This window comes from Sedimenticola hydrogenitrophicus, from assembly GCF_029017505.1.
Lineage (GTDB): Bacteria > Pseudomonadota > Gammaproteobacteria > Chromatiales > Chromatiaceae > Sedimenticola > Sedimenticola hydrogenitrophicus_A.
Window position 1 is genome coordinate 1 of sequence record NZ_JAQGEI010000009.1, and the last position, 19,562, is coordinate 19,562.

Genomic DNA, 19,562 nt, shown 5'->3' on the forward strand with positions numbered 1-19,562 from the left:
TTCAAAGTAGCCGACTTTCATGATTTATACACCCAGTCAAAAAAGCATTGTAGCTAGTAGGGTGGGTACGTCTTTTGTGCCCACGCGGTCATTCGCCATAACCCTCGGCTGTAATATCATTTCCGATCCCGCCCCAATCCATTGTATAAACACCACCTCTAACATGCCGATGAAAGGTGGAATAGGGCCAATCAACCGCCCGTGCGCACAGACCATGCTTGATCGGGTTGTAATGAATGTAATCCACATGCCGCGAAAAATCCCGATCATCCCGGATACGGTGTTCCCAATAACGCCGCTGCCAAAGAGTCGATTCCCGGTGCTTGCGTTTCGAAGTATTGATCCATTCGGGACGTCTATAATCCGTGCCGTACGCCAGACTCACGGCCCGTTTGATCATGTTCCATCGCGTCGAATAGTCTGAGTCACCTGGCGGCAGTGTCCAGATGCAATGCAAGTGATCTGGCAACAATACGCAGGCGTCGATTTTGAAGGGCCGGTCCACACGCACCGCCTCGATCGCTTGGCGTAATGCTCGGCGGATATTTTCATTACAAAGCAGGGCTTGACGACGGTAAGTCACCTGGGTGAAAAAATAGCTGGCGCCTTCCGTGTTGGCGCGTCGATATCGGGACATCCTTTTTTGTCCATTTGGTTGATTTGATTACATCCGCGTGGGCACAAAAGGCGTGCCCACCCTACCTGGCTTTCTCCATCGCGTCGCGTAATCTGCATCACCCAGTGGCAGCGTCCAAGAGTTTTTCATCTGACCCCAAATATCACCAAATATCATTACCCTTTGTGCTAAGCTCGACACCGTACGTCGGCAGCCCCTCTGAGACAACAGCTACGCCGAGCGGCTCGAGAGCCTTGAGGAAGAACACTTTGCTCGCTGCATAGTTGCTGACTCCGAATTTGACGTGGTCAAACATAAGTTCTCCTGAAGTGTATGGGGCTGCGCAAGTAGGGTAGGGTGGGCACGTCTTTTGTGCCCACGCGGTCATTCGCCATAACCCTCGGCTGTAATATCGTTTTCCATCCCATCCCATCCCATCCCATCCCAATCAATCATATAAACACCATCCCTAACCTGCCGATGAAAGGTGGTATAGGGCCAATCAACTGCCCGTTCGCACAGGTCATGCTTGATCGGATTGTAATGAATGTAATCCACATGCCGTAAAAAATTAAAGGCTATCAAGGTAATTGTGTAATGCATTACGAACTAGCCAATCATTACCAGGATCATTGTTTTTGATGGAAAGCAATCCGTAGCCGACAACATATGGTAAGGATTTGAACTCTTCCCATTGTTCACCTGTGATTTTCTGGAGAATTCTAAAATTAGGCTGTCCTGTCTTACTATCTCTTTCTTCACTTTGAACTACTTTGTAATGAATATACTCGTCATGCCATTCGACAATGCATTTTTCCACTTTTTGACTCCGCTTCGCTAAGATAGACCGGTAGGGTGGGCACGTTGTTTGTGCCCACGCGGTTATTCGCCATAACCCTCGGCTGCAATATCAATTTTGACATAGCCCCAATCCATCGTGTAAACGCCGTTCCTAACATGCCGATGAAAGGTGGAATAGGGCCAATCAACCGCCCGTACGCACAGACCATGCTTGACCGGATTGTAATGAATGTAATCCATATGCCGCGAAAAATCCCTATCATCCCGGATACGGTGTTCCCAATAGCGCCGCTGCCATAGAGTTGATTCACGATGTTTGCGTTTCGACGCATTGATCCATTCGGGACGTCCATAATCTGCGCCACATGCCAGGCTCACGGTTCGCTTGATCATGCCCCATCGCGTCGCGTAATCTGCATCACCCAGTGGCAGTGTCCAGATACAATGCAAGTGATCCGGCAGCAATACCCAGGCATCGATTTCGAAGGGCCGATCCACACGCACCGCCTCTATCGCTTGTCGCAATGCCCGGCGGATTTTTTCATTACAAAGCAGGGTTTGGCGGCGGTAAGTCACCACGGTGAAAAAATAGCTGGCACCTTCCGTGTTGGCGCGTCGGTATCGGGACATCCTTTTTTGTCCATTTGGTTGATTTGATTACATCCGCGTGGGCACAAAAGGCGTGCCCACCCTACCTGGCTGCAGCTAATGGCTGGATTGTGGTGGAGCTTCCTTTTTTTCGAGCATGTGCCAGCTATCCCCAGTTAGCTCTCCCCAATATTCATCACCAAGTTTTGTAATTATGTGCTTTCCGATTGTGGGATGATGTCGCTTAATTGCCTCAGCCAAGAATCTAGCGGTGCTATTAGACAAAATGTAGAAGCAAACGGCCGTATCATAACGCCATGAATACACTTCTGGAATTTTGTTCAGAACCTCAACAAGTTTTTCTCTTTCTTGAGCGCCGCCTGTATACACAAAGACAAAAGACTTCATTTTGCACCTCCTTCAAGGAGCTTTCCTTGGATAGGAGGTGGAATTAATTCATCTTCATTTATTGGGCTTGGTAACGCCTGACCTTTTTGTTGCATAAATTCGAGAGTTTGTTTTCTTAATTGATATTCTTCCGATTGGAGTTTGTCTCGATCGACTACAAGCAAGAAGAAGAAACCGAAAATTGCAGTTACAACTGGCATCGCTGCTAGTGCGAATAGCCAGGTTTGAAGAGACTCAAAAAAAGGCACGAGGATAAGACATGGAATAGAGACAATAGCGCATAACCACAATATCGGGTTCAATGCACTCTTTACCGTTAATTTTCCGCCAGCATCGACGACTTTTGCCGCGAGCGATTCTTTCATATCCATATATTGTCTCTTGGCAATCTACGCGGATTATGCGTCTTCCTCGCCTGCATAAGTAAATATCACAGTAAGCCCGCTCGGTTAAGTAAGTTATACGACTTGGTCGTGTTGATTGAATTTTGCCTGCAGGGGGGCGATTCGAATATGAAAGCGTATCGCCGGCAAACCGTATTCCCTATGGAACCCAAGGCTACCAGACTCCGGTTCGTGCTGGTAGCCTCTTTCGCGGCGGGGCTACGCTGATCGTCACTGGGCGGTGAAGGGACGGGCTAGCCGCTCTCGGCCAGGAACCGTGCCCGGTCCTCGGGGGTGTTGATGTTGAGAAAGGTCTCGGGGGCGTCGGAGAAGTCGACGTTGACGGTGTGGTGCTTGGCGTACCACCAGTCGATCTTGCGTTCGCCCGCCTGCAGGTAGGCTTCCAGGCTCGGTTGCAGGTGGGTGGCGATGAGGGCGTAGACCGGTTGCATGCGGTTGCCGTCGTGGGCTACGGCGATGTCGGCGCCGGCAGCCTGTTGCGCCTGGCGCAGGCGTTCCACCAGGTTGTCCGGCAGGCAGGGGCCATCGCAGGGCAGGGTGACGATGAAATCGCTGTCCACCTGTTGCATGACGGCGAGGAAGCCGGCCAGCGGGCCCTGGAAGTCGCTCAGGGTGTCGCTGATCACCGGGTGGCCGAAGGCGGCGTAGCGTTCCAGGTTGCGGTTGGCGTTGATCACCACCTGGGCCACCTGGGGCCGGATGCGCTCCAGCACGTGGGCGATCAGCGGCCGGCCGTCCAGGTCGATCAGCCCCTTGTCCTCTCCGCCCATGCGCCGGGCCTTGCCGCCGGCGAGGATCACGGCGGTGATTTTCGGTTCGCTCATGCCTTGCTGCTCACGGGTGTCCGTTTTGGGGGTTGATCGTACACGAACTGCTCCTGACCGTGGTAGAGCAGGAAGTGCTGACCCTTGGCGCGGGCCACCAGGGTGACGCCGAGGCGCTGGGCCAGTTCCAGGCCCATCTGGGTGACACCGGAGCGGGAGAGCAGGATGGGGATGCCCATCTGCGCCACCTTGATCACCATCTCCGAGGTGAGCCGGCCGGTGGTGTAGAAGATCTTGTCGTGGCCGGCGGTCTCGTTCATCCACATGTGACCTGCGATGGTGTCGACGGCGTTGTGGCGGCCCACCTCCTCGACGAAATGGAGGATCTCGGTGCCCCGGCAGAGGGCGCAGCCGTGCACGGCGCCGGCGCGCCGGTAGATCTGGTTATGCTGGTCCAGGGCCTTGAGCAAGCCATAGACGAGCGACTGCCGGAGTTCGGTTTTCGGCAGGGTGATCTTCTCCAGATCCTCCATCAGGTCGCCGAACATCGTGCCTTGGCCGCAGCCGGTGGTGACGGTCTTGCGGCCGAGGCGGGCCTCGAGATCGGGGATCTCCTCGTGAGTCTGGATGGCGGCGGCCTCGGTCTCCCAGTCCACCTGGATGGCGGCGATCTGCTCGATCCGCTGCACCAGCCGCTGGTTGCGCAGCCAGCCGAGCACCAGCATCTCGGGCTGGGAGCCGAGGGTCATCAGGGTGACGAGTTCGCGCTTGTTGAGGTACAGGGTGAGGGCGCGCTCGGCCGCCACGTGGCCCTCGCGCGGCTCGCCGTACTCGTCCAGCGAGGTGACCGCCAGGGTGGAGTCGAGGCCGGCATCGCTCAGGATCAGACGGGCGGATGGGGTGGCGTGTATTGATTCAACATTCATGAAGCTCGGTATCCTGGTGTTATCTATCTGCCCGGCCGGGATCGACGGCATTATGCCACAGATCCGTTTTGTTCCAGTCATGATGGTTAACCGTCTATAGACAATATTAGCCCACCCGGTTAAGGCTTAATCCGGGCACTTAGCAGGGTGATTTTAAAAGCATCGCGGCAGCATAACCGTATGGTCTGGTTAAACAACCAACTCTTTTATCCTGTCATAATGGATACAGGATATAATTCCACCCACGAGGCCAATTCTAGCTGGAGTATCAAAATGGCTCTGATCATTACCGATGAATGCATCAACTGCGATGTCTGTGAACCCGAATGCCCCAATGGCGCCATCAGCCAGGGGGATGAGATCTACGTGATCGACCCGAATCTCTGCACCGAGTGTGTCGGCCATTATGATGAACCCCAATGCGTTGAGGTCTGCCCGGTGGACTGTATCCCCAAGGATCCGGACCATGTGGAGAGCAAAGAGGAGTTGATGGAGAAGTATAATCGGATCACCGGCTAACCGGCGGCGCATCGGATAGTCCGCCATGACGCGTCCGCGCCCTTTTCCCTGGCTGTTCCTGCTGCTCCTGTTCCTGCTGCCCGGGCTGCCGGCGGCCCAGGGGCAGGGGGCGATCGCCTCGGCCCATCCCCTGGCCACCGAAGCGGGCCTCGACATCCTGGCCGCGGGGGGCAACGCCTTCGACGCCGCCGTCACGGTGGCGGCGGTGCTGGCGGTGGTGGAGCCCTACAGCTCCGGCATGGGCGGCGGCGGTTTCTGGCTGCTGCACCGGGCCAGTGACGGTTACGAGGTGATGCTGGATGGCCGCGAGCGGGCACCGCTGGCGGCGCATCGCGATCTCTATCTCGATGACTCGGGCGAGGTGGTCCCCGGCCTGTCGGTCAATGGGCCGCTGTCGGCGGGGATTCCCGGGCAACCGGCGGCGCTGGCCCATCTGGCCACCCGCTATGGCCGTCTGCCGCTGGCCCAAACCCTGGCACCGGCGATCCGCCTGGCCCGGGAGGGTTTCCCGGTGGACGCCCACTACCGGCGCATGGCGGAATGGCGGCTGGAGCAGCTGCGCCGCTGGCCGGCCGTCAGCGCCCAGTTCCTGGCGGCGGGGGAGGTGCCCCTGCCAGGCGCCATCATCAAACAGCACGATCTGGCCGAGACCCTGGAACGGCTGGCGGAGCAGGGACACGACGGCTTCTATCGCGGGACGCTGGCGGAGCGGCTGGTGGCCGGCGTGCAGGCCGCCGGCGGTATCTGGAAGGCGCAGGACCTGGCCGACTACCAGGTGGTGGAACGGAAACCGGTGCGCGGTGAATATCGCGGCATGAAGATCACCAGCGCGGCGCCACCCTCGTCCGGCGGTATCGTGCTCATCAGCATGCTCAACCAGCTGGCCCGTTTCGACCTGGAGATCTACTCCCCGCTGCAGCGCAAGCACCTGCTGGTGGAGGTGATGCGCCGCGCCTATCGGGACCGGGCCGAGTACCTGGGTGACCCCGATTTTGTCGACATGCCGGTGGTGCGGCTGATCGACCCCGATTACGCGGCCGGGCTGGTGCGGGATATCCAGCTGGATGCCGCCACCCCCAGCCGCCACACCCCGGCCGGAGAGCATGGCGAGGGGCAGGACACCACCCACTACTCGATCATCGATGCCGAGGGCAACCGGGTCTCCGCCACTCTGAGCATCAACTACCCGTTCGGCTCCTGCTTTGTGGCTCCCGGCACCGGTGTGCTGCTGAACGACGAGATGGATGACTTTTCCGCCCGTCCCGGCACGCCCAATGTCTATGGTCTGGTGGGGGGCGAGGCCAACGCCATAGCCCCGGGCAAACGCATGCTCTCCAGCATGACCCCCACCTTCGTCGAGACCGGGCGGGGCGTGGCCGTGTTGGGCACCCCCGGCGGCAGCCGCATCATCAGCATGCTGCTGCACGGTATCCTGGCGATGGCGGAAGGTGAAGGTCCCGATGCCTGGGTCGCCCGGCCGCGCTACCACCACCAGTACCTGCCCGATGCGATCCAGTTCGAGCCCGGCGCGCTGAGTGCCGGTGAACAGCAGCAACTGCAGGCCCTGGGACACCAGCTGAAGCCCCTGGACTCCACCTACGGCAATATGCAGGCGCTGTACTGGGACCGCCAGGCGGACCGCCTGAGCGGCGCCAGTGACCCGCGCGGCATGGGCAGTGCCCGGGTGGAGTGACCGGGACGTCCCTGATGACTTTGGGTTGATAAATCCGGCATATCCGGGTTCAATGCCCGGTCAGGCCCGGGTGTCGTCGCTACGCCGCCCGCCCCGTGGTGGTAACAGTCACAGTATCAGGAGAGCGTTTTATGCAATTCAGTCCTTGCAAGGGTGGTGATTTCTGCAGTCAGGAGGGTACCCACTGCTCCGGTTGTGGCCGCAGCCACGAAGAGATCGCCAAGACCCGTGACCTGGTGTTCGCCGTCACCCGTTTCGCCATCGAGATGGGCTATGAGAACGTCGAGGATTTCACCGCCTTTGTCGGCGACAAGGCCGCCAAGAACGTGCGCAAACAGCAGCAGATGAGCCAGCCGGGCGGTATCGGTATCCCGATCGGCAAGTGACATTGCCCCGGTCTTGACCGGAGGGTGGATATTTATCCGCGAATGCACGCGAGAAGTGGTGCAGGAGGAGTGGTACAGGGATGTACCGTTTACGGAGCCGAGGATGCAATGCACCGTTTACGGACCTAAGGATGGAATAAACGCAAATCAAGTCGTTGAGGCTTTTTACTGATGCCAAATTGTAGGGTGCCGGTGAGGTACGAACCGCACCATCCTGGATAAGAAGCATCCTCCATGATGCGGTTCGTTTTACTCACCGCATCCTACGTTTCCAACGAGTCACAATATCGTCATTCATGTTCATTCGCGGCTAAATACAAATCCCACTCACCGCTGGCAGCGACCGCAGAAGAAACTGGAGCGCTGGCCGATGCGCTGCTGCCTGACCGGCGTTCCGCAGCCCGGGCAGGGCGCCCCCGCCCGGCCGTAGACCTGCAGCTCCTGGGCGAAATAGCCGGGCTTGCCATCCTCCTGCTGGAAATCCCGCAGGGTGGTGCCGCCCCGGGCGATGGCCGCGGCAAGCACCTCTTTTATCTCCCCGCTGAGCCGGGCGTAGCGGGCGGCCGAGATTCGGTTGGCGGCACGGGTCGGCAATATGCCGGCCCGGTACAGCGCCTCGTTGGCATAGATATTCCCCACCCCCACCACCACCCGGCCGTCCATGATCAGGCTCTTCACCGCCACCCGGCGCTTTTGTGCCTGCCGGTGCAGGTAGTCGCCATCGAACGCTTCCGACAGGGGTTCCGGCCCCAGGTGGGCGATCAGTGGGTGCTCGGCCACCGGCCGGTCGGTCCAGAGCACGGCGCCGAAGCGGCGCGGGTCGCGCAGCCGCAGGCAGCAGTCGCGGAACTGCAGGTCGAAGTGGTCATGCTTGCCCGGTTCGCTGTCGCGCGGCAGGATGCGCAGACTGCCGGACATCCCCAGGTGCAGGATCAGGGTGCCGTTGGCGAGGTTGAGCAGCAGGTACTTGGCGCGCCGCTCCACCGAGCGCACGGTGCGGCCGGTCACCAGCCCGGCCAGGTTGTCCACCACCGGCCAACGCAGGTTGGGCTGGCGTACCGCCACACCGCTGATCCGCCGCCCCTGGATATGCGGGGCGATGCCGCTGCGGGTGGTCTCGACTTCGGGCAGTTCCGGCATCCTATTCGTTGTCTCCCGGCGGCCGCAGCAGGGCGTCGCTGTTGAGCCCGTAGGCCAGCCCCAGCGTCCGGTTGACCAGCAGGGTCTGGGATTTCTGTTTGATCACCTCCAGAACCAGCGGCTCCACCTGGTCCGCCAAGCGCACGCTCACGGTCGTATCCCCCGGGGTGGCGGGCGCCTTGATCACCCGGGCCACCCAGGTGTGCTGCCAGGCGGAGGCCTTGTCTTGCAGTAGTTCGCGCCCGACCGCTGGATTGGCGGGCTCCAGGTTCCAGTCGCCCTGGTCGTTGTAGAGGCGCCAGTCTGGGGTGCTGATCTCGCGGATCTCCGCATCCTCGGCGAACAGGGCGTGGCTGATGAACTCCTCGGCGCGTGCCAACGCGTGGTGCGGGAAGATGTCGTTGGTCAGGTAGAGCCGGTCGTCGATGCGCAGGTAGCGGCGGTAGTTGTAGGGGTGGGTGCCGCCGAATGTGATGCGCGTCTGGTTGAAGGTGAGCTCGGCCAGCGGCCGGTCCAGGCCGAACTCGGCCAGCCGCTCCGCCGGCAGCGGGAAGGATTCGATCTGCGGGGTGGAGAGCAGATCCAGCAGGATGTCGATGCGCGGCGCATTGGCGCGCACCTGGTGGGGCTCGGTCATCCGCCACTCCCGGCCGTCCCGTTGCATGACGAACCGGGGACCGTTGTTGTTGCGGATCTCGATCCGCTGGATGGCCGCCGGGTCGAGCCGGGTGAGCGGCTCGCTCGGCGCGCCGGATGGTTCTTCCGGGGTGAGCCAGACCCACAGGCCCAACAGCACCACCAGTAGTAACAGGAACAGATTGACCAGGCGCTGTCTGCGCATACGCGGTGTCTCCATCATGCCCTGCGGCGTCGCCACCAGATGAACAGGCCGGTGGCGATCAGCAGTAGCGGTAGTATAAACAGGAAGCCGAGCCCGATGGCGGCCCCGGCGGTGCGGCTCAGTTCGAGCCGGGTGTCGGGCGCGGTCCGGGCCGGAATGTCCAGCAGGTTGTCATCACCGCTGAGCCAGCGGATCAGGTTGAGGCCCAGGTCGAGGTTGCCGCCGTTGCCCAGGTAGCTGTTGGAGAGAAAATCGCCGTCACCCACCACCATCAGCCGCTGCGATGTCCCTTCCAACTGACGGCTGAAGGCGTATCCCAGGGTCAGGGGGCCGGGCTCCTCGCCCAGCGCGGCATTACGCCGCAGTTCGCCGCTCAGCGTGCTGGTCTCGTTCCAACTGCCCGGCTGGGTCTGCAACAGGGAGATGGCCTGCCAGCCGGCGCCCGGGCTGGCCTTCAGCGCGGCGGCGAAGGGGTAGAGCGTCACCCGCTCCAGGCGCTGCGTGGCGGGGTGGTCGGGAAAACGGGTCACCAGCGCGATGGCGGGATTGTCCAGGCCCATTCCGGCGGCGTTGGCATCCACCACCGTGCCCGGCAGTATCTCCAGGTCGAGCCCCGGGAACAGTTCCGGCAGGGCGTGTTGCGGGCCGGGATCGGTCAGCCACAACAGGTTGCCGCCGCGGTCGAGGTAGTCCCTGATCACCTGCCGCTCCGCCGGCAGCAGGGCAACCTGGGGACCGGCCAGCACCAGCAGCGCGATATTGCGCGGTATCAGCGGCTGCTCGCTCAGCTGCAGGGCCTGAATCCGGTAGCCCTTGCGCTGCAGTTCGGCGCCGAACTCGCCCAGGTCGTGGTTGGCCTTGCCGATGAGTCGGCGTTCGCCATGCCCCTCGATGCCGGCGATCCAGCGCTGACCCCGCTGGATCAGCCGCTGGATGCTGTTGCTGATCTGCTGCTCCGTCAGGGTGTCCAGGTTCTCGCTGCGCTCCTGGTAGCTGAGCTGCAGCTCACCGGCGCGGCGGATGCCGGTTTCACGGGTCAGTTCGGGCTGCAGCGCCGGGTCGATGAATTCCAGGGTGATGTCGAGTCGGTGTCGCTGGTAGGGTTCGATGACGGCGCGGATCTGTTGCCGCAGTTGCGGATTGGCCGGGGCAAAGGAGCGGATCAGCAGCGGTGCTTCCAGTCTCTCCAATAGCTGCCGACTGGCGCCGGTGAGACTGTTCCGGGCCCGGTCGGTCCAGTCGTACACGCCCTGGTAGCGTTGGCTGAGCCAGCCGGCCAGGCCGATGGCGAGGAGCAGCAAAAGATAGAAGAGCAGGCCCTCCAGGCGCTGCCGGAAACGGTGGCGGTTGGCGGCGGACAATTCAGCCCCCACGGCGTCGACTCTCCAGGTGATGAATGGCCATCAGCAGGCTGGCGATGATCAGCAGCAGGAAGTAAGCCAGATCGCCGCTGCGTACCACACCGTCGAGAAAGGGCCGGTAGTGGCTGGTCAGGGAGAGCCACTCGAACAGGCCGCTGCGATCGTCGGAACCCGACAGGTTGACGATCCAGAGAAACAGCAGCAGTCCGTAGCTGCTGATGGCGGCCACCGCCGGTTGCTCGGTCAGGCTGGAGAGAAACAGGCCGATGGCGCTGTAGCAGGCCAGCAGCAGTCCCATTCCCAGCAGGGTGGCGGCCAGACGACCCAGGTCCAGGGTGCCGCCCAGCAGCAGCGACAGCGGCAGCAGCGCGATCAGCAACAGCAGCAGCCCGAACACCCCCAGCATGGCCAGGTATTTGCCCAATACGATCTGGGCGGTGGAGATCGGCGCCGAGAAGAGCAGCCGGATGGTGCCGCTGCGCTGCTCTTCACTCAGCAGGCGCATGGTCAGCAGCGGGGTCAGCAGCAGCAGGACCATGGCGCCGGAATCGAACAGCGGTGCGACCACCAGATCGGTGACCCCCAGCTCCGAGGCGCCGGCGATCAGCTTCGGTTGCAGCTGCATGAAGCTCTCGATCTGCACCAGGAACAGCCAGGCGAGGATGATCATGGCGACACCCAGCAGGCTCCAGGCGAGTGGGGAGAGGAACAGGGCTCGCAGCTCTCGACCGGCCACGGCGCGGATCACTGGACCCGCTCCGCGAGTGTGGCTTGATCGAATGCAATCTGGCCGAGCGTGACTTGGCTGAAAATCCGTTCCAGGTCGTCCTGATCGTCACGCAGTTCGCACAGCCGCCCGCCCTGGCGCACGATCGCCTCGGCAATGTCCGCCGGGCCGTGGCTCCCGGCAAGGGTGAGGCGGAATTGCCGCGGATCCAGCGGTTCAACCGCGCTCACCCCCGGCAGATCGGCCAGCAAAGCGCCGTCGCCATCCGTCCCCAACGTCACCAGCAACCGGTTCTGCTGCCGTTGACTGACCGGTCCGGAATAGACCAGCCGGCCCTGGTGCAGGATCAGCACCCGATCGCAGAGCGATTGCACCTCGGGCAGGATATGGGTGGAGAGCAGCACGCCGCAGGCCTCCGCCAGGTCGCGGATCAGGCTGCGAATCTCCCGGACCTGGTTCGGGTCCAGGCCGCTGGTGGGTTCGTCGAGGATGATGATGCGCGGATTGTGGATGATCGCCTGGGCGATGCCGACCCGCTGCTGATAGCCCTTGGAGAGGTTGCCGATCACCCGCGAGCCCATCGGGCTCAGACCGCAACGCGTCTTGGCCCGCGCCACGGCACGCTCACTGTCTGCCGCGCTGATCCGGTGTATCCGGGCGCAGAAGCGGAGGTATTCATCCACCCGCATCTCCGGGTAGAGTGGCGGGGTCTCAGGCAGATAGCCAAGGGCGCTTTTGGCCTGGATGGGGTCTTGGCGCAGATCGATACCGTCCAGCCGCACGCGGCCGCTGCTGGGTGCCAGCACGCCGCTGATGATCTGCATGGTGGTGGATTTTCCGGCCCCGTTGGGGCCGAGAAATCCCAGCACTTCGCCCGGTTGCAGCTCGAAGCTGAGATCCTCCACGGCGCAGTGATCACCATAGCGCCGGGAGAGATTTTCAATGTGGATTAATGCGGCCATTGGGCCAGCAAGGTACAGGAGATCGGGTCGTAAGATCAAGATGCCCCGGCATCGGTTGGCGAAGTCGGGTATGGGGCGTGCGGGCCCTTAGTCCGTGAGTCTGTCGGTCAAGTCCGACAGACTCCGTGGATTTCTAGTGGGATGCCTGCTCCGGTACGCCGCCATCCTGGCAGACACAGCTGCTGGTCCAGCGGGAAAAGGTGTGCTCGGAAGGGGGCTCCACGCCGATGTAAGTGGCCGAGATGGCGATAAACTCGGCGATCCGCTCCCGCTCCTGGCATTTGATGTTCTGATGTTCCATGACGAATCCTCCTGGATAATGATCTGCTGGTGAATACCATACTGATTTACTCGGTTATTATCAAGCCTACAGATTACGCTGGCATTGATAGTGTGAACGGCGTTGGTTTCCGTTTGATGACGCTTACGGGTCAGTGGTTGCCAGTGAGGAACTTGAACCCGAGTCGCAATAACCCCTCGGGGCGCCGCGCCGGCGCGGGTTATGTCGACTCGGGGTTTGGGGAGTGTTGCCGCGCGTAGGGCGCGATGGCGTACTGTGCCAGGAGTTGGCCGAGCTCCATGGCGGGAACCGGTTTGCTGATCAGGTAGCCCTGGATGTTGTCGCAGCCGCAGCGTTTGAGAAACGCCATCTGCGCCTCGCTCTCCACCCCCTCGGCGATCACCTCCAGTTTCAGGCTTTTGGCCATGGCGCCGATGGTCATGGCGATGGCGGCGTCATCCTCGGACTGGATGATGTTGCGGATGAACGCGCGGTCGATCTTGATCTTGTCGAACGGGAAACGCTGCAGATAGGAGAGCGACGAATGACCGGTGCCGAAGTCATCCAGGGCCAGCCGCACACCCTGTCGCTTCAGGGCACCGAGGGCCTCGATCATGTGCTCCGGATCCTCCATCATGGTGCTCTCGGTGATCTCGATCTCTAGCGAGGCGGGATTGATACCGGTGCGGTCGATCACCTGCTGGACGATCTCCGCCATGTCCTGGCCTTCCAGCTGGCGCACCGACACATTCACCGCCACGATCAGCTGCGGGTAACCGTTGCGCTGGAAATGCTTCAGCTGCCGGCAGGCGGTCTCCAGCACCCACTCGCCGATGGGCAGGATCAGTCCGGTCTCCTCGGCCAGCGGGATGAAACGGTCCGGGCTGACCAGCCCGCGTCGCGGATGGTGCCAGCGTAACAGGGCCTCCATGCCGGTGATCCGGTTGGTCCGCTGATTGAACTGGGGTTGGTAATAGAGCTCCAGCTCATTGTCGCGCAGCGCGTTGCGCAAGTCGTTCTCCATCTCCATGCGCTGCTGAACCTGGTGGTTCAGCTCCTCGGTGAAGAACTGCAGCTTCTCACCGTTGCGGTTCTTCGCCTGGTACATCGCGGCATCGGCATTGCTCAGCAGATTGTCCAGCCTTTTGCCATCCTGGGGCCAGAGCGCCACCCCGATGGCACAACTGACGTGCAGCAGGCGTTCACCCACCGCTATCGGCTGGCTGATTTTCTGGGTGATGCGGCGGGCGAAATCGGTCACCACGTCGGGCGAATCGATTTCGGTCAGCAGGATGACGAATTCGTCACCGCCATAACGTGAGACGGTGTCGCTGGCACGGGCCAGATTCGACAGCCGGTTGCCCACCTCCACCAGCACCTGATCACCGGTTTCGTGGCCGAGGCTGTCATTGATCAGCTTGAAGCGGTTCAGATCCAGCATCAGCAGGGCGGTCTGCTTCATCTGCCGCCTGGGGTGGCCGATCAGTTGGATAAAGCGCTCGGCCAGCATGCTGCGGTTGGGCAGGCCGGTCAGCTCGTCGTGATAAGCCAGGTAGTTGAGCCGTTCCTCCATCGCCTTGCGCTGGCTGATGTCGTGATGCATGCCGATGAAGTGGCTGATCTCGCCCTGCTTGTTCCTGACCGGCGAGATACTCACCAGCTCCCAGAACAGTTCGCCGCTCTTCTTGCGGTTGAGCAGTTCACCCTCCCAGATCTCTCCGGACTTGATGGTCTGCCACATGGCCTCGTAGACCGCCTGCGGGGTCTGATCCGAGCCGGTCTTGTTGAACTTGCACCCGATCACCTCCTCCTGCCGGTAACCGGTGGTGATCTCGAAGCGGCGGTTCACATACTCGGTGACACCCTCGGCGTTGGTGATTACCAGGGAGCTGACGCTCTGCTCGATGGCCTGGTGCAGCTTGCGCAGCTCCTGTTCCACCAGCTCGCGCTGTTCCCGGTCCGCCAGCAGGCTCAGGCGCATCGACTCGAAGCTCAGGCCCAGACGGCCGAATTCGTCCCGGGCATTGATCTGGAGCGGTTGTCTGAGATTGCCCGACTCGATGGTTCTGGCGGCATTCTCCAGCAGATTCAGGGGGAACAGGATGCGTCGATAGGTGATCAGATAGGTGACGATGAACAGCACAAACACCAGCAGCACGGTCGCCATCAGGGCGACCACGGTCTGGTTGGCCTGCTGTTGAATGGCCGCGATATCCTGCCCGTTGTGGATGCTGGCGGCCTCGGAGAGAGCGGTGATGGTGTCGATGGCGCGCGAGGCCTCGGAAAACCAGACCAGCTCGGTTACCGGATAGGGTTTGCCGTCCCGGCTGGCCCCCAGGACCCGGTTGCGGATTTCTTCATAGCTGCCCTTGAATATCGCCCGGTAGCGGGCCATTGCGGCCTTGATCTCCGGGGTTTCCGGGTAGAAGGCCAGTACCTCAAGACTCTTTTTCTCGCCGAACTCCAGCGCCTCCCGATACTGTATCAGGTGATGCAGTTCATCCACGCTGAGCGATCTGTTTAATGCGATAGCCCTGCCGATATCGGCCCGTTCGCGACCGGCATACTCGGCCATGGTATAGAAGGAGTCACGCAGCATCTGCCCATAATAGATGACATGACCAATCTCTTCGGTCGGCGCCGTGATGGCGCGCTGCAGCTTGGCGATATCTTCTATTTTTCCGGTCACCAGACCAAACCAGCGCAGGGAGATCCGCGGATCCTTGTTACCAAGAAAGGCCCGGTCCACCTCGCGGCGCAGCTGCTGCAGCTGATCGTAGAGCTGCTGCATGGACGTGTAGGCGCGCTCGAGCGGGGTTAAGCCTTCAGGGGCGTGATATTGCTGGAGAATCCGCGCGAACTCCCGGTATCTGTGGTCGGTGCGTTTGCGCTGGTCATTCAGGCGGATCAGCTGATCCGCCTCCAGCGTGCCGGGGATAGCCAGGAGGGTTGAGGTGAGTCCGCGTTCCACGGCCAGCTCGGTGGTCAGTTGCAGCGACCGGTCCGCCAGCAGATTGATCAGCCCCAGGTGGCTGGCGGATTGATGTTGGCGGATGACACCGATACTGTTCCAGGCAATGGCGGAGACCGCGATCGCACAGAGCAGGCCCAGCACCATGAGCAGGAGCCGGCGGATCTTGATGTGGCAGATCAGATTCTGAAGCCAGGGCAACTTATCACCTTCGTTATTTTGCGACGGCATCCCCGGCGTGAAATAATGGGGCTATGCTGTGTTCAGCCTTTTAGTTATGTGGTATTGGCGAATCAGCGCGGTGGTCGCGATGCCTACAGGCTACTTGTCGGCGCCAACTAGTGATTCTTTAAAAAGATTTTATCGAATCTACAGTAACCTCAGGGTTTTTATGGTATTAACCCTCCATTTTTACTTTATATAGAGACATTTCATGCAGATCAGCGATTTTAAGGCCGTCATCCTCGACTATGTCACCCGCGATCAGAGTGGCGAGATCATCGACAGCTCCGCCAACGATGGCTACCTGACCTATATCCACGGCACCGAGAGCCTGATACCGGCCCTGGAGCGGGCACTGACCGGGCACCGGCAGGGCGATAAGCTGTCGGTCAGCATCCCCTGCGAAGAGGCCTATGGCGAGCGGGACGAGAGCCTGATCGAAGGGGTGCCGCGGGAGAACTTCCCCTGCGTCGAGCAGATCGCGGTGGGCATGCAGTTCCAGACCGAGATGGAGGAGGGGGTTCCGTTCCTGGTCACCGTGGTGGAAGTGGACGAGGCGACCGTCACCGTGGACGGCAATCATCCGATGGCCGGCAAGGAGCTCAATTTCGATCTGGAGATCATCGAGGTGCGCGAGGCCAGCGCGGATGAGATCGAGCACGGCCATGTGCATCACGATGGTGACCACTGCCAGACCCACTGATCCGGGGGCGCGCGCATCATGCCCTACCGGATACCCGAACGGCTGGAGACGGAAAGGCTGATACTGCGTACCTTCCGCGAGGCCGATTGGCGGGATCTGCACACCTATTATTCCGACCCGGAATGCACCCGCTACACGGTGGGGAAGCCGCTGAGCGAGGGCGGGACCTGGCGCACCATGGCGGGCATGATGGGGCACTGGCTGCTGCGGGGTTATGGTCCCTACGCGGTGGAGGAGCGCGGCACCGGCCGGGTGATCGGCCCGGTGGGGCTCTGGTATCCGGTTGACTGGCCGGAGCCGGAGATCAAGTGGGCCCTGGCCCGGGACTGTTGGGGCCGGGGCTACGCGCTCGAGGCGGCCGTGGCGGTGCGGGAGATGGCCAGGGTGTCGTTGCCCGGGCTCCATCTGATCAGCTTTATCCAGGCGGAAAACAGCACCTCTATCGCCCTGGCGGAACGCATGGGGGCGACCTTTGAGAAGGTCCTGCCGTTCCGCGGCGGGGAGTGGTGTCTCTATCGCCATCAACGGTGAAACATGGGGGGAGTGCGATGGCTGTCGAACCACGGGATATTATCGAATTCTGGTTCACCGAGCCGGTTTCACGGCACTGGTTCGCCGCCACGCCGGAGCTGGACCAGACCATCGCTGACTGCTTCCAGCCCCTCTGGGCGCGGGCGGCCGAGGGGCATCTGGATCAATGGATGACCAGCGCCGAGGGCTGCCTGGCACTGGTCATCCTGCTGGATCAGTTTCCGCTGAACATGTTCCGCGGTCGGCCCGAGAGTTTCCGGACCGAGGCCCAGGCCCGGGAGATCGCCGGATTCGCCATCAAACGCGGCTTCGATCAATCCCTGAACGGCGCCCGGCGCGCCTTCCTCTACATGCCGTACATGCACAGCGAGGAACTGCGGGATCAGGAGACCTCTGTCGAACTCTTTGCGCAGGCCGGGCTACAGGACAATCTCACCTTTGCCCGGCACCACCGGGAGATCGTGCGCCGTTTCGGACGCTTTCCCCACCGCAACGCCATCCTCGGCCGTACCAGCCGCCCGGAAGAGCTGGAATATCTCGTCTCGGATGGGGCCTTCACCGGCTGATGTTCGCCTGCGCCACCGGCGGATGTCGATTGGCATAGGGTGCCCCGTGGGCGCCGTGCCTGCGGGCGCGGCCCGCCCTATAGCCTGACGTGTAGTTTGTAGGGTGGGTTAGGCGCGCCCTGCGCTGGGGGTGGGCGTTTGTATCGTAACAAGCGCGTGCCGTAACCCACCGTTGGCGCTCGGAGAGTCGGTGGGTTACGCGGCGCCCGGGGGGTGGTCGTGGTCCGGAAGTGTGGTGCCTGTGCGCCGCTAATCCACCCGTCAATGGCCCACCCTGCGAACCCCCACCATTCGGTGTTATTCGTAGGTGCAGAGGTAGGCGCTCTCCTCGGCCACCTTGAGCTGGAATTTCTCTCCCGCCGCGACGATGAACTGCTCCCCCTGAGGGAAATCCTGCCAGTCGGCGGCACCGGGAAGCTTCACCGTCAGGCTACCGCTGACCACGGTGATGGTCTCCTTCTGGCTGGTGCCGAATTCGTACTCGCCCACGGCCATGACGCCGACGGTGGCCGGCAGGGTGGCGGTCTGGAAGGCGATTGAGGCGACGTTACCGTCAAAGTACTGGTTGATCTTGAACATCAGGGTGACTCCCGGGGATGAAAAAGGGCGCTAAAGGTGCCCCGGTTCAGGCCGGGCGTCAACTATTAATTCAGCGGGCAGGATGATATTGGCGGTGATCGATGAGCCCACGCGCGGGCCCTTAGATCAGGAACAGGGTGGCCAGGCCGAGGAAGGAGAGGAAGCCGACGATATCGGTCACGGTGGTGAGCAGCACCGAGCCGGCCAGGGCCGGATCGATGCCGATCTTCTCCAGCGCCATCGGCAGCACCGTGCCGACCAGGGATGCCACGATCAGGTTGATGCACATGGCGGTGGCGATCAGCAGTCCGATATTCACATCCTGGAACCAGAAGCCGGCGATCACCGCCACCACCGCGGCCCAGATCAGGCTGTTGAGGCTGCCGACGGCGAGCTCCTTGAGAATCAGCCAGCGGGTGTTTTTGCTGGAGAGCTGACCCAGGGCGATGCCGCGTATGGTCAGGGTCAGTGTCTGGCTGCCGGCGATGCCGCCCATGCTGGCGACGATCGGCATCAGTACCGCCAGCGCCACCACTTTCTCTATCGTGGCCTCGAAATTGCCGATCACCCAGGAGGCGAGCAGGGCGGTGAGCAGGTTGATGCCGAGCCACAGCGCCCGCCGCCGGGTGGAGATCAGCACCGGGGCGAACATATCCTCGTCCTCGGAGAGACCGGCATGGCCCATGAACTGGTGCTCGCCCTCCTCGCGGATCACGTCAACCACGTCATCGATGGTGATGCGGCCGATCAGTCTGCCGTCCTCATCCACTACCGGGGCGGAGATCAGGTCGTGCTGCTCGAAGCGGTTGGCCACCTTGCCATCGTCCCAGCCGGCGGGTATACCGCGCACATCCAGCGACATCACCTCCGCCACCGTCTCATCCAGGGCATGGGTCACCAGCACCGTGAGTGGCAGCACCCCCAGGTACTTGCCGTCCCGGTTGACCACCATCAGGATATCGGTCTGTGGGGGTATCTTCTCCTTCAGGTGGCGCAGATAACGCATCACCACGTCCAGGGTCACCTCCGGGCGCACGGTGATGGTGTCCGGGTTCATCAGGCCGCCGGCGGTATCTTCCGCATAGGGGAGGACCGCCTCCAGGCGCTCCCGGCGCTGGTGATCGAGGGAGTCAAGGATCTCCTGGGTAATGGCCTGCGGCAGTTCCTGGATCAGATCGGCGAGGTCGTCGGTATCCAGCCCCTCGGTGGCGGCCAGCAGCTCCTCCCGGTCCATGCGGCTGATGAGGTCCGCGCGCACCTCGTCGGCCACCAGGATCAGCACCTCACCGTCATTCTCCTCGCTGACCAGCCCCCAGACGATATCGCGCTGGGCGAGTGGCAGCGACTCCAGCAGGTGGGCTATTTCCCCCGGATGGAGGGCGTTGAGCATCCGCCGCGCCTGTTGCAGGGTGCCGCTCTCCAGGGCCGTGTGCAGCCGGTCCAGGCGGGTGCTGGTTTGTACGGGTGCCTGCTCAGACATGGCCGATAGGGTTCCTCGCCGGGTAATGGGTGATCGGGTCGCGGCCGATTCTAGCAGTTGCGGATGACAAGCGGGAGACAGCGGACGCGAATAA

The 19,562-nt window shown here is 61.6% G+C and carries 23 protein-coding genes; 6 read left to right on the forward strand and 17 right to left on the reverse strand.

All coding sequences use genetic code 11. The features are described 5' to 3' along the window. Positions 1-88: 88 nt before the first annotated feature. The 8 genes from O9K64_RS06985 to O9K64_RS07020 all read right to left on the reverse strand — a co-directional run bounded on the left by O9K64_RS06985 (position 89) and on the right by O9K64_RS07020 (position 4,507). Positions 89-637 (reverse strand): REP-associated tyrosine transposase, encoded by a 549-nt coding sequence (locus tag O9K64_RS06985; RefSeq protein ID WP_275097360.1) that lies wholly within the window; start codon positions 635-637, stop codon positions 89-91. 142 nt (positions 638-779) lie between these two features. After that, complete coding sequence (locus O9K64_RS06990) at positions 780-932, reverse strand: hypothetical protein (protein ID WP_335342251.1); 153 nt, start codon at positions 930-932, stop codon at positions 780-782. Between the two features lie 255 nt (positions 933-1,187). Then, positions 1,188-1,436 carry a hypothetical protein gene (locus O9K64_RS06995; RefSeq protein ID WP_275097361.1) on the reverse strand — a complete coding sequence of 83 codons (249 nt, stop codon included), beginning with the start codon at positions 1,434-1,436 and terminating at the stop codon, positions 1,188-1,190. A 62-nt stretch (positions 1,437-1,498) separates the two neighbouring features. After that, the gene (locus O9K64_RS07000) at positions 1,499-2,047 is read right to left on the reverse strand and encodes an REP-associated tyrosine transposase (protein WP_275097362.1); all 549 of its coding nucleotides are present in this window, start codon (positions 2,045-2,047) and stop codon (positions 1,499-1,501) included. A gap of 75 nt (positions 2,048-2,122) precedes the next feature. After that, entirely contained in the window at positions 2,123-2,413 is a 291-nt protein-coding gene (locus tag O9K64_RS07005) for a hypothetical protein (RefSeq protein ID WP_275097363.1), read from the reverse strand. Then, positions 2,410-2,784, reverse strand: a complete 375-nt coding sequence (locus tag O9K64_RS07010) for a hypothetical protein (protein ID WP_275097364.1) — start codon at positions 2,782-2,784, stop codon at positions 2,410-2,412. The genes O9K64_RS07005 and O9K64_RS07010 overlap by 4 nt, the downstream gene beginning before the upstream one ends. A gap of 266 nt (positions 2,785-3,050) precedes the next feature. Beyond that, a complete protein-coding gene (gene mobA / locus O9K64_RS07015) occupies positions 3,051-3,641 on the reverse strand; it encodes a molybdenum cofactor guanylyltransferase MobA (protein WP_275097365.1) in 591 nt (196 codons plus the stop codon). After that, positions 3,638-4,507 carry a formate dehydrogenase accessory sulfurtransferase FdhD gene (locus O9K64_RS07020; protein WP_275097366.1) on the reverse strand — a complete coding sequence of 290 codons (870 nt, stop codon included), beginning with the start codon at positions 4,505-4,507 and terminating at the stop codon, positions 3,638-3,640. Before O9K64_RS07020 ends, mobA begins: the two co-directional genes overlap by 4 nt. 273 nt (positions 4,508-4,780) lie before the next feature. On the opposite strand from O9K64_RS07020, the gene O9K64_RS07025 reads away from it, so the two are divergent. The 3 genes from O9K64_RS07025 (at position 4,781) to O9K64_RS07035 (ending at position 7,105) form a co-directional block, all read left to right on the forward strand. Continuing rightward, complete coding sequence (locus tag O9K64_RS07025; protein WP_260295143.1) at positions 4,781-5,026, forward strand: YfhL family 4Fe-4S dicluster ferredoxin; 246 nt, start codon at positions 4,781-4,783, stop codon at positions 5,024-5,026. A 25-nt stretch (positions 5,027-5,051) separates the two neighbouring features. After that, entirely contained in the window at positions 5,052-6,719 is a 1,668-nt protein-coding gene (gene ggt / locus O9K64_RS07030; RefSeq protein ID WP_275097367.1) for a gamma-glutamyltransferase, read from the forward strand. A gap of 131 nt (positions 6,720-6,850) precedes the next feature. Beyond that, positions 6,851-7,105 carry a DUF1289 domain-containing protein gene (locus O9K64_RS07035; RefSeq protein ID WP_275097368.1) on the forward strand — a complete coding sequence of 85 codons (255 nt, stop codon included), beginning with the start codon at positions 6,851-6,853 and terminating at the stop codon, positions 7,103-7,105. Between the two features lie 327 nt (positions 7,106-7,432). On the opposite strand, the gene mutM is transcribed toward O9K64_RS07035, so the two are convergent. The 7 genes from mutM to O9K64_RS07070 form a co-directional block, all read right to left on the reverse strand. Beyond that, positions 7,433-8,245 carry a bifunctional DNA-formamidopyrimidine glycosylase/DNA-(apurinic or apyrimidinic site) lyase gene (mutM, locus tag O9K64_RS07040; protein WP_275097369.1) on the reverse strand — a complete coding sequence of 271 codons (813 nt, stop codon included), beginning with the start codon at positions 8,243-8,245 and terminating at the stop codon, positions 7,433-7,435. A gap of 1 nt (position 8,246) precedes the next feature. Beyond that, the gene (locus O9K64_RS07045) at positions 8,247-9,086 is read right to left on the reverse strand and encodes a DUF4340 domain-containing protein (RefSeq protein WP_275097370.1); all 840 of its coding nucleotides are present in this window, start codon (positions 9,084-9,086) and stop codon (positions 8,247-8,249) included. A 14-nt stretch (positions 9,087-9,100) separates the two neighbouring features. Continuing rightward, the gene (locus O9K64_RS07050) at positions 9,101-10,459 is read right to left on the reverse strand and encodes a GldG family protein (protein ID WP_275097371.1); all 1,359 of its coding nucleotides are present in this window, start codon (positions 10,457-10,459) and stop codon (positions 9,101-9,103) included. Beyond that, positions 10,449-11,195 carry an ABC transporter permease gene (locus O9K64_RS07055; RefSeq protein ID WP_275097372.1) on the reverse strand — a complete coding sequence of 249 codons (747 nt, stop codon included), beginning with the start codon at positions 11,193-11,195 and terminating at the stop codon, positions 10,449-10,451. Before O9K64_RS07055 ends, O9K64_RS07050 begins: the two co-directional genes overlap by 11 nt. Further along, positions 11,192-12,136: an ABC transporter ATP-binding protein gene (locus tag O9K64_RS07060; protein ID WP_275097373.1), complete on the reverse strand. Its 945-nt coding sequence runs from the start codon at positions 12,134-12,136 to the stop codon at positions 11,192-11,194. The genes O9K64_RS07055 and O9K64_RS07060 overlap by 4 nt, the downstream gene beginning before the upstream one ends. 133 nt (positions 12,137-12,269) lie before the next feature. After that, complete coding sequence (locus O9K64_RS07065; protein ID WP_275097374.1) at positions 12,270-12,437, reverse strand: hypothetical protein; 168 nt, start codon at positions 12,435-12,437, stop codon at positions 12,270-12,272. 199 nt (positions 12,438-12,636) lie between these two features. After that, on the reverse strand, positions 12,637-15,588 hold the full coding sequence (locus O9K64_RS07070) for an EAL domain-containing protein (protein WP_275097375.1): 2,952 nt from the start codon (positions 15,586-15,588) through the stop codon (positions 12,637-12,639). Between the two features lie 232 nt (positions 15,589-15,820). Here O9K64_RS07070 and O9K64_RS07075 point away from each other — a divergent pair, with 232 nt between their 5' ends. Genes O9K64_RS07075 through O9K64_RS07085 form a run of 3 tightly spaced genes read left to right on the forward strand, consistent with a single transcriptional unit; the run spans position 15,821 to position 17,409 of the window. Further along, complete coding sequence (locus tag O9K64_RS07075) at positions 15,821-16,312, forward strand: FKBP-type peptidyl-prolyl cis-trans isomerase (protein WP_275097376.1); 492 nt, start codon at positions 15,821-15,823, stop codon at positions 16,310-16,312. Between the two features lie 18 nt (positions 16,313-16,330). Further along, positions 16,331-16,843 carry a GNAT family N-acetyltransferase gene (locus tag O9K64_RS07080; protein ID WP_275097377.1) on the forward strand — a complete coding sequence of 171 codons (513 nt, stop codon included), beginning with the start codon at positions 16,331-16,333 and terminating at the stop codon, positions 16,841-16,843. Between the two features lie 17 nt (positions 16,844-16,860). Then, a complete protein-coding gene (locus O9K64_RS07085; RefSeq protein ID WP_275097378.1) occupies positions 16,861-17,409 on the forward strand; it encodes a DUF924 family protein in 549 nt (182 codons plus the stop codon). 297 nt (positions 17,410-17,706) lie between these two features. Here O9K64_RS07085 and O9K64_RS07090 read toward each other — a convergent pair whose 3' ends face one another. After that, a complete protein-coding gene (locus O9K64_RS07090; RefSeq protein WP_275097379.1) occupies positions 17,707-17,988 on the reverse strand; it encodes a pyrimidine/purine nucleoside phosphorylase in 282 nt (93 codons plus the stop codon). A 121-nt stretch (positions 17,989-18,109) separates the two neighbouring features. Further along, on the reverse strand, positions 18,110-19,468 hold the full coding sequence (gene mgtE / locus O9K64_RS07095) for a magnesium transporter (protein WP_275097380.1): 1,359 nt from the start codon (positions 19,466-19,468) through the stop codon (positions 18,110-18,112). Positions 19,469-19,562 lie beyond the last annotated feature (94 nt).

Coding starts and splice junctions, on each gene's coding strand:
- O9K64_RS07020 (WP_275097366.1), bottom strand. CDS start 4,507: ATGAATGTTGAATCAATACACGCCACCCCATCCGCCCGTCTGATCCTG.
- O9K64_RS07025 (WP_260295143.1), top strand. CDS start 4,781: ATGGCTCTGATCATTACCGATGAATGCATCAACTGCGATGTCTGTGAA.
- O9K64_RS07065 (WP_275097374.1), bottom strand. CDS start 12,437: ATGGAACATCAGAACATCAAATGCCAGGAGCGGGAGCGGATCGCCGAG.
- mgtE (WP_275097380.1), bottom strand. CDS start 19,468: ATGTCTGAGCAGGCACCCGTACAAACCAGCACCCGCCTGGACCGGCTG.
- O9K64_RS07045 (WP_275097370.1), bottom strand. CDS start 9,086: ATGCGCAGACAGCGCCTGGTCAATCTGTTCCTGTTACTACTGGTGGTG.
- O9K64_RS07000 (WP_275097362.1), bottom strand. CDS start 2,047: ATGTCCCGATACCGACGCGCCAACACGGAAGGTGCCAGCTATTTTTTC.
- mutM (WP_275097369.1), bottom strand. CDS start 8,245: ATGCCGGAACTGCCCGAAGTCGAGACCACCCGCAGCGGCATCGCCCCG.
- O9K64_RS07080 (WP_275097377.1), top strand. CDS start 16,331: ATGCCCTACCGGATACCCGAACGGCTGGAGACGGAAAGGCTGATACTG.
- O9K64_RS06990 (WP_335342251.1), bottom strand. CDS start 932: ATGTTTGACCACGTCAAATTCGGAGTCAGCAACTATGCAGCGAGCAAA.
- O9K64_RS07035 (WP_275097368.1), top strand. CDS start 6,851: ATGCAATTCAGTCCTTGCAAGGGTGGTGATTTCTGCAGTCAGGAGGGT.
- O9K64_RS07085 (WP_275097378.1), top strand. CDS start 16,861: ATGGCTGTCGAACCACGGGATATTATCGAATTCTGGTTCACCGAGCCG.
- ggt (WP_275097367.1), top strand. CDS start 5,052: ATGACGCGTCCGCGCCCTTTTCCCTGGCTGTTCCTGCTGCTCCTGTTC.
- O9K64_RS07090 (WP_275097379.1), bottom strand. CDS start 17,988: ATGTTCAAGATCAACCAGTACTTTGACGGTAACGTCGCCTCAATCGCC.
- O9K64_RS07060 (WP_275097373.1), bottom strand. CDS start 12,136: ATGGCCGCATTAATCCACATTGAAAATCTCTCCCGGCGCTATGGTGAT.
- O9K64_RS07005 (WP_275097363.1), bottom strand. CDS start 2,413: ATGAAGTCTTTTGTCTTTGTGTATACAGGCGGCGCTCAAGAAAGAGAA.
- mobA (WP_275097365.1), bottom strand. CDS start 3,641: ATGAGCGAACCGAAAATCACCGCCGTGATCCTCGCCGGCGGCAAGGCC.
- O9K64_RS07075 (WP_275097376.1), top strand. CDS start 15,821: ATGCAGATCAGCGATTTTAAGGCCGTCATCCTCGACTATGTCACCCGC.
- O9K64_RS07010 (WP_275097364.1), bottom strand. CDS start 2,784: ATGGATATGAAAGAATCGCTCGCGGCAAAAGTCGTCGATGCTGGCGGA.
- O9K64_RS06985 (WP_275097360.1), bottom strand. CDS start 637: ATGTCCCGATATCGACGCGCCAACACGGAAGGCGCCAGCTATTTTTTC.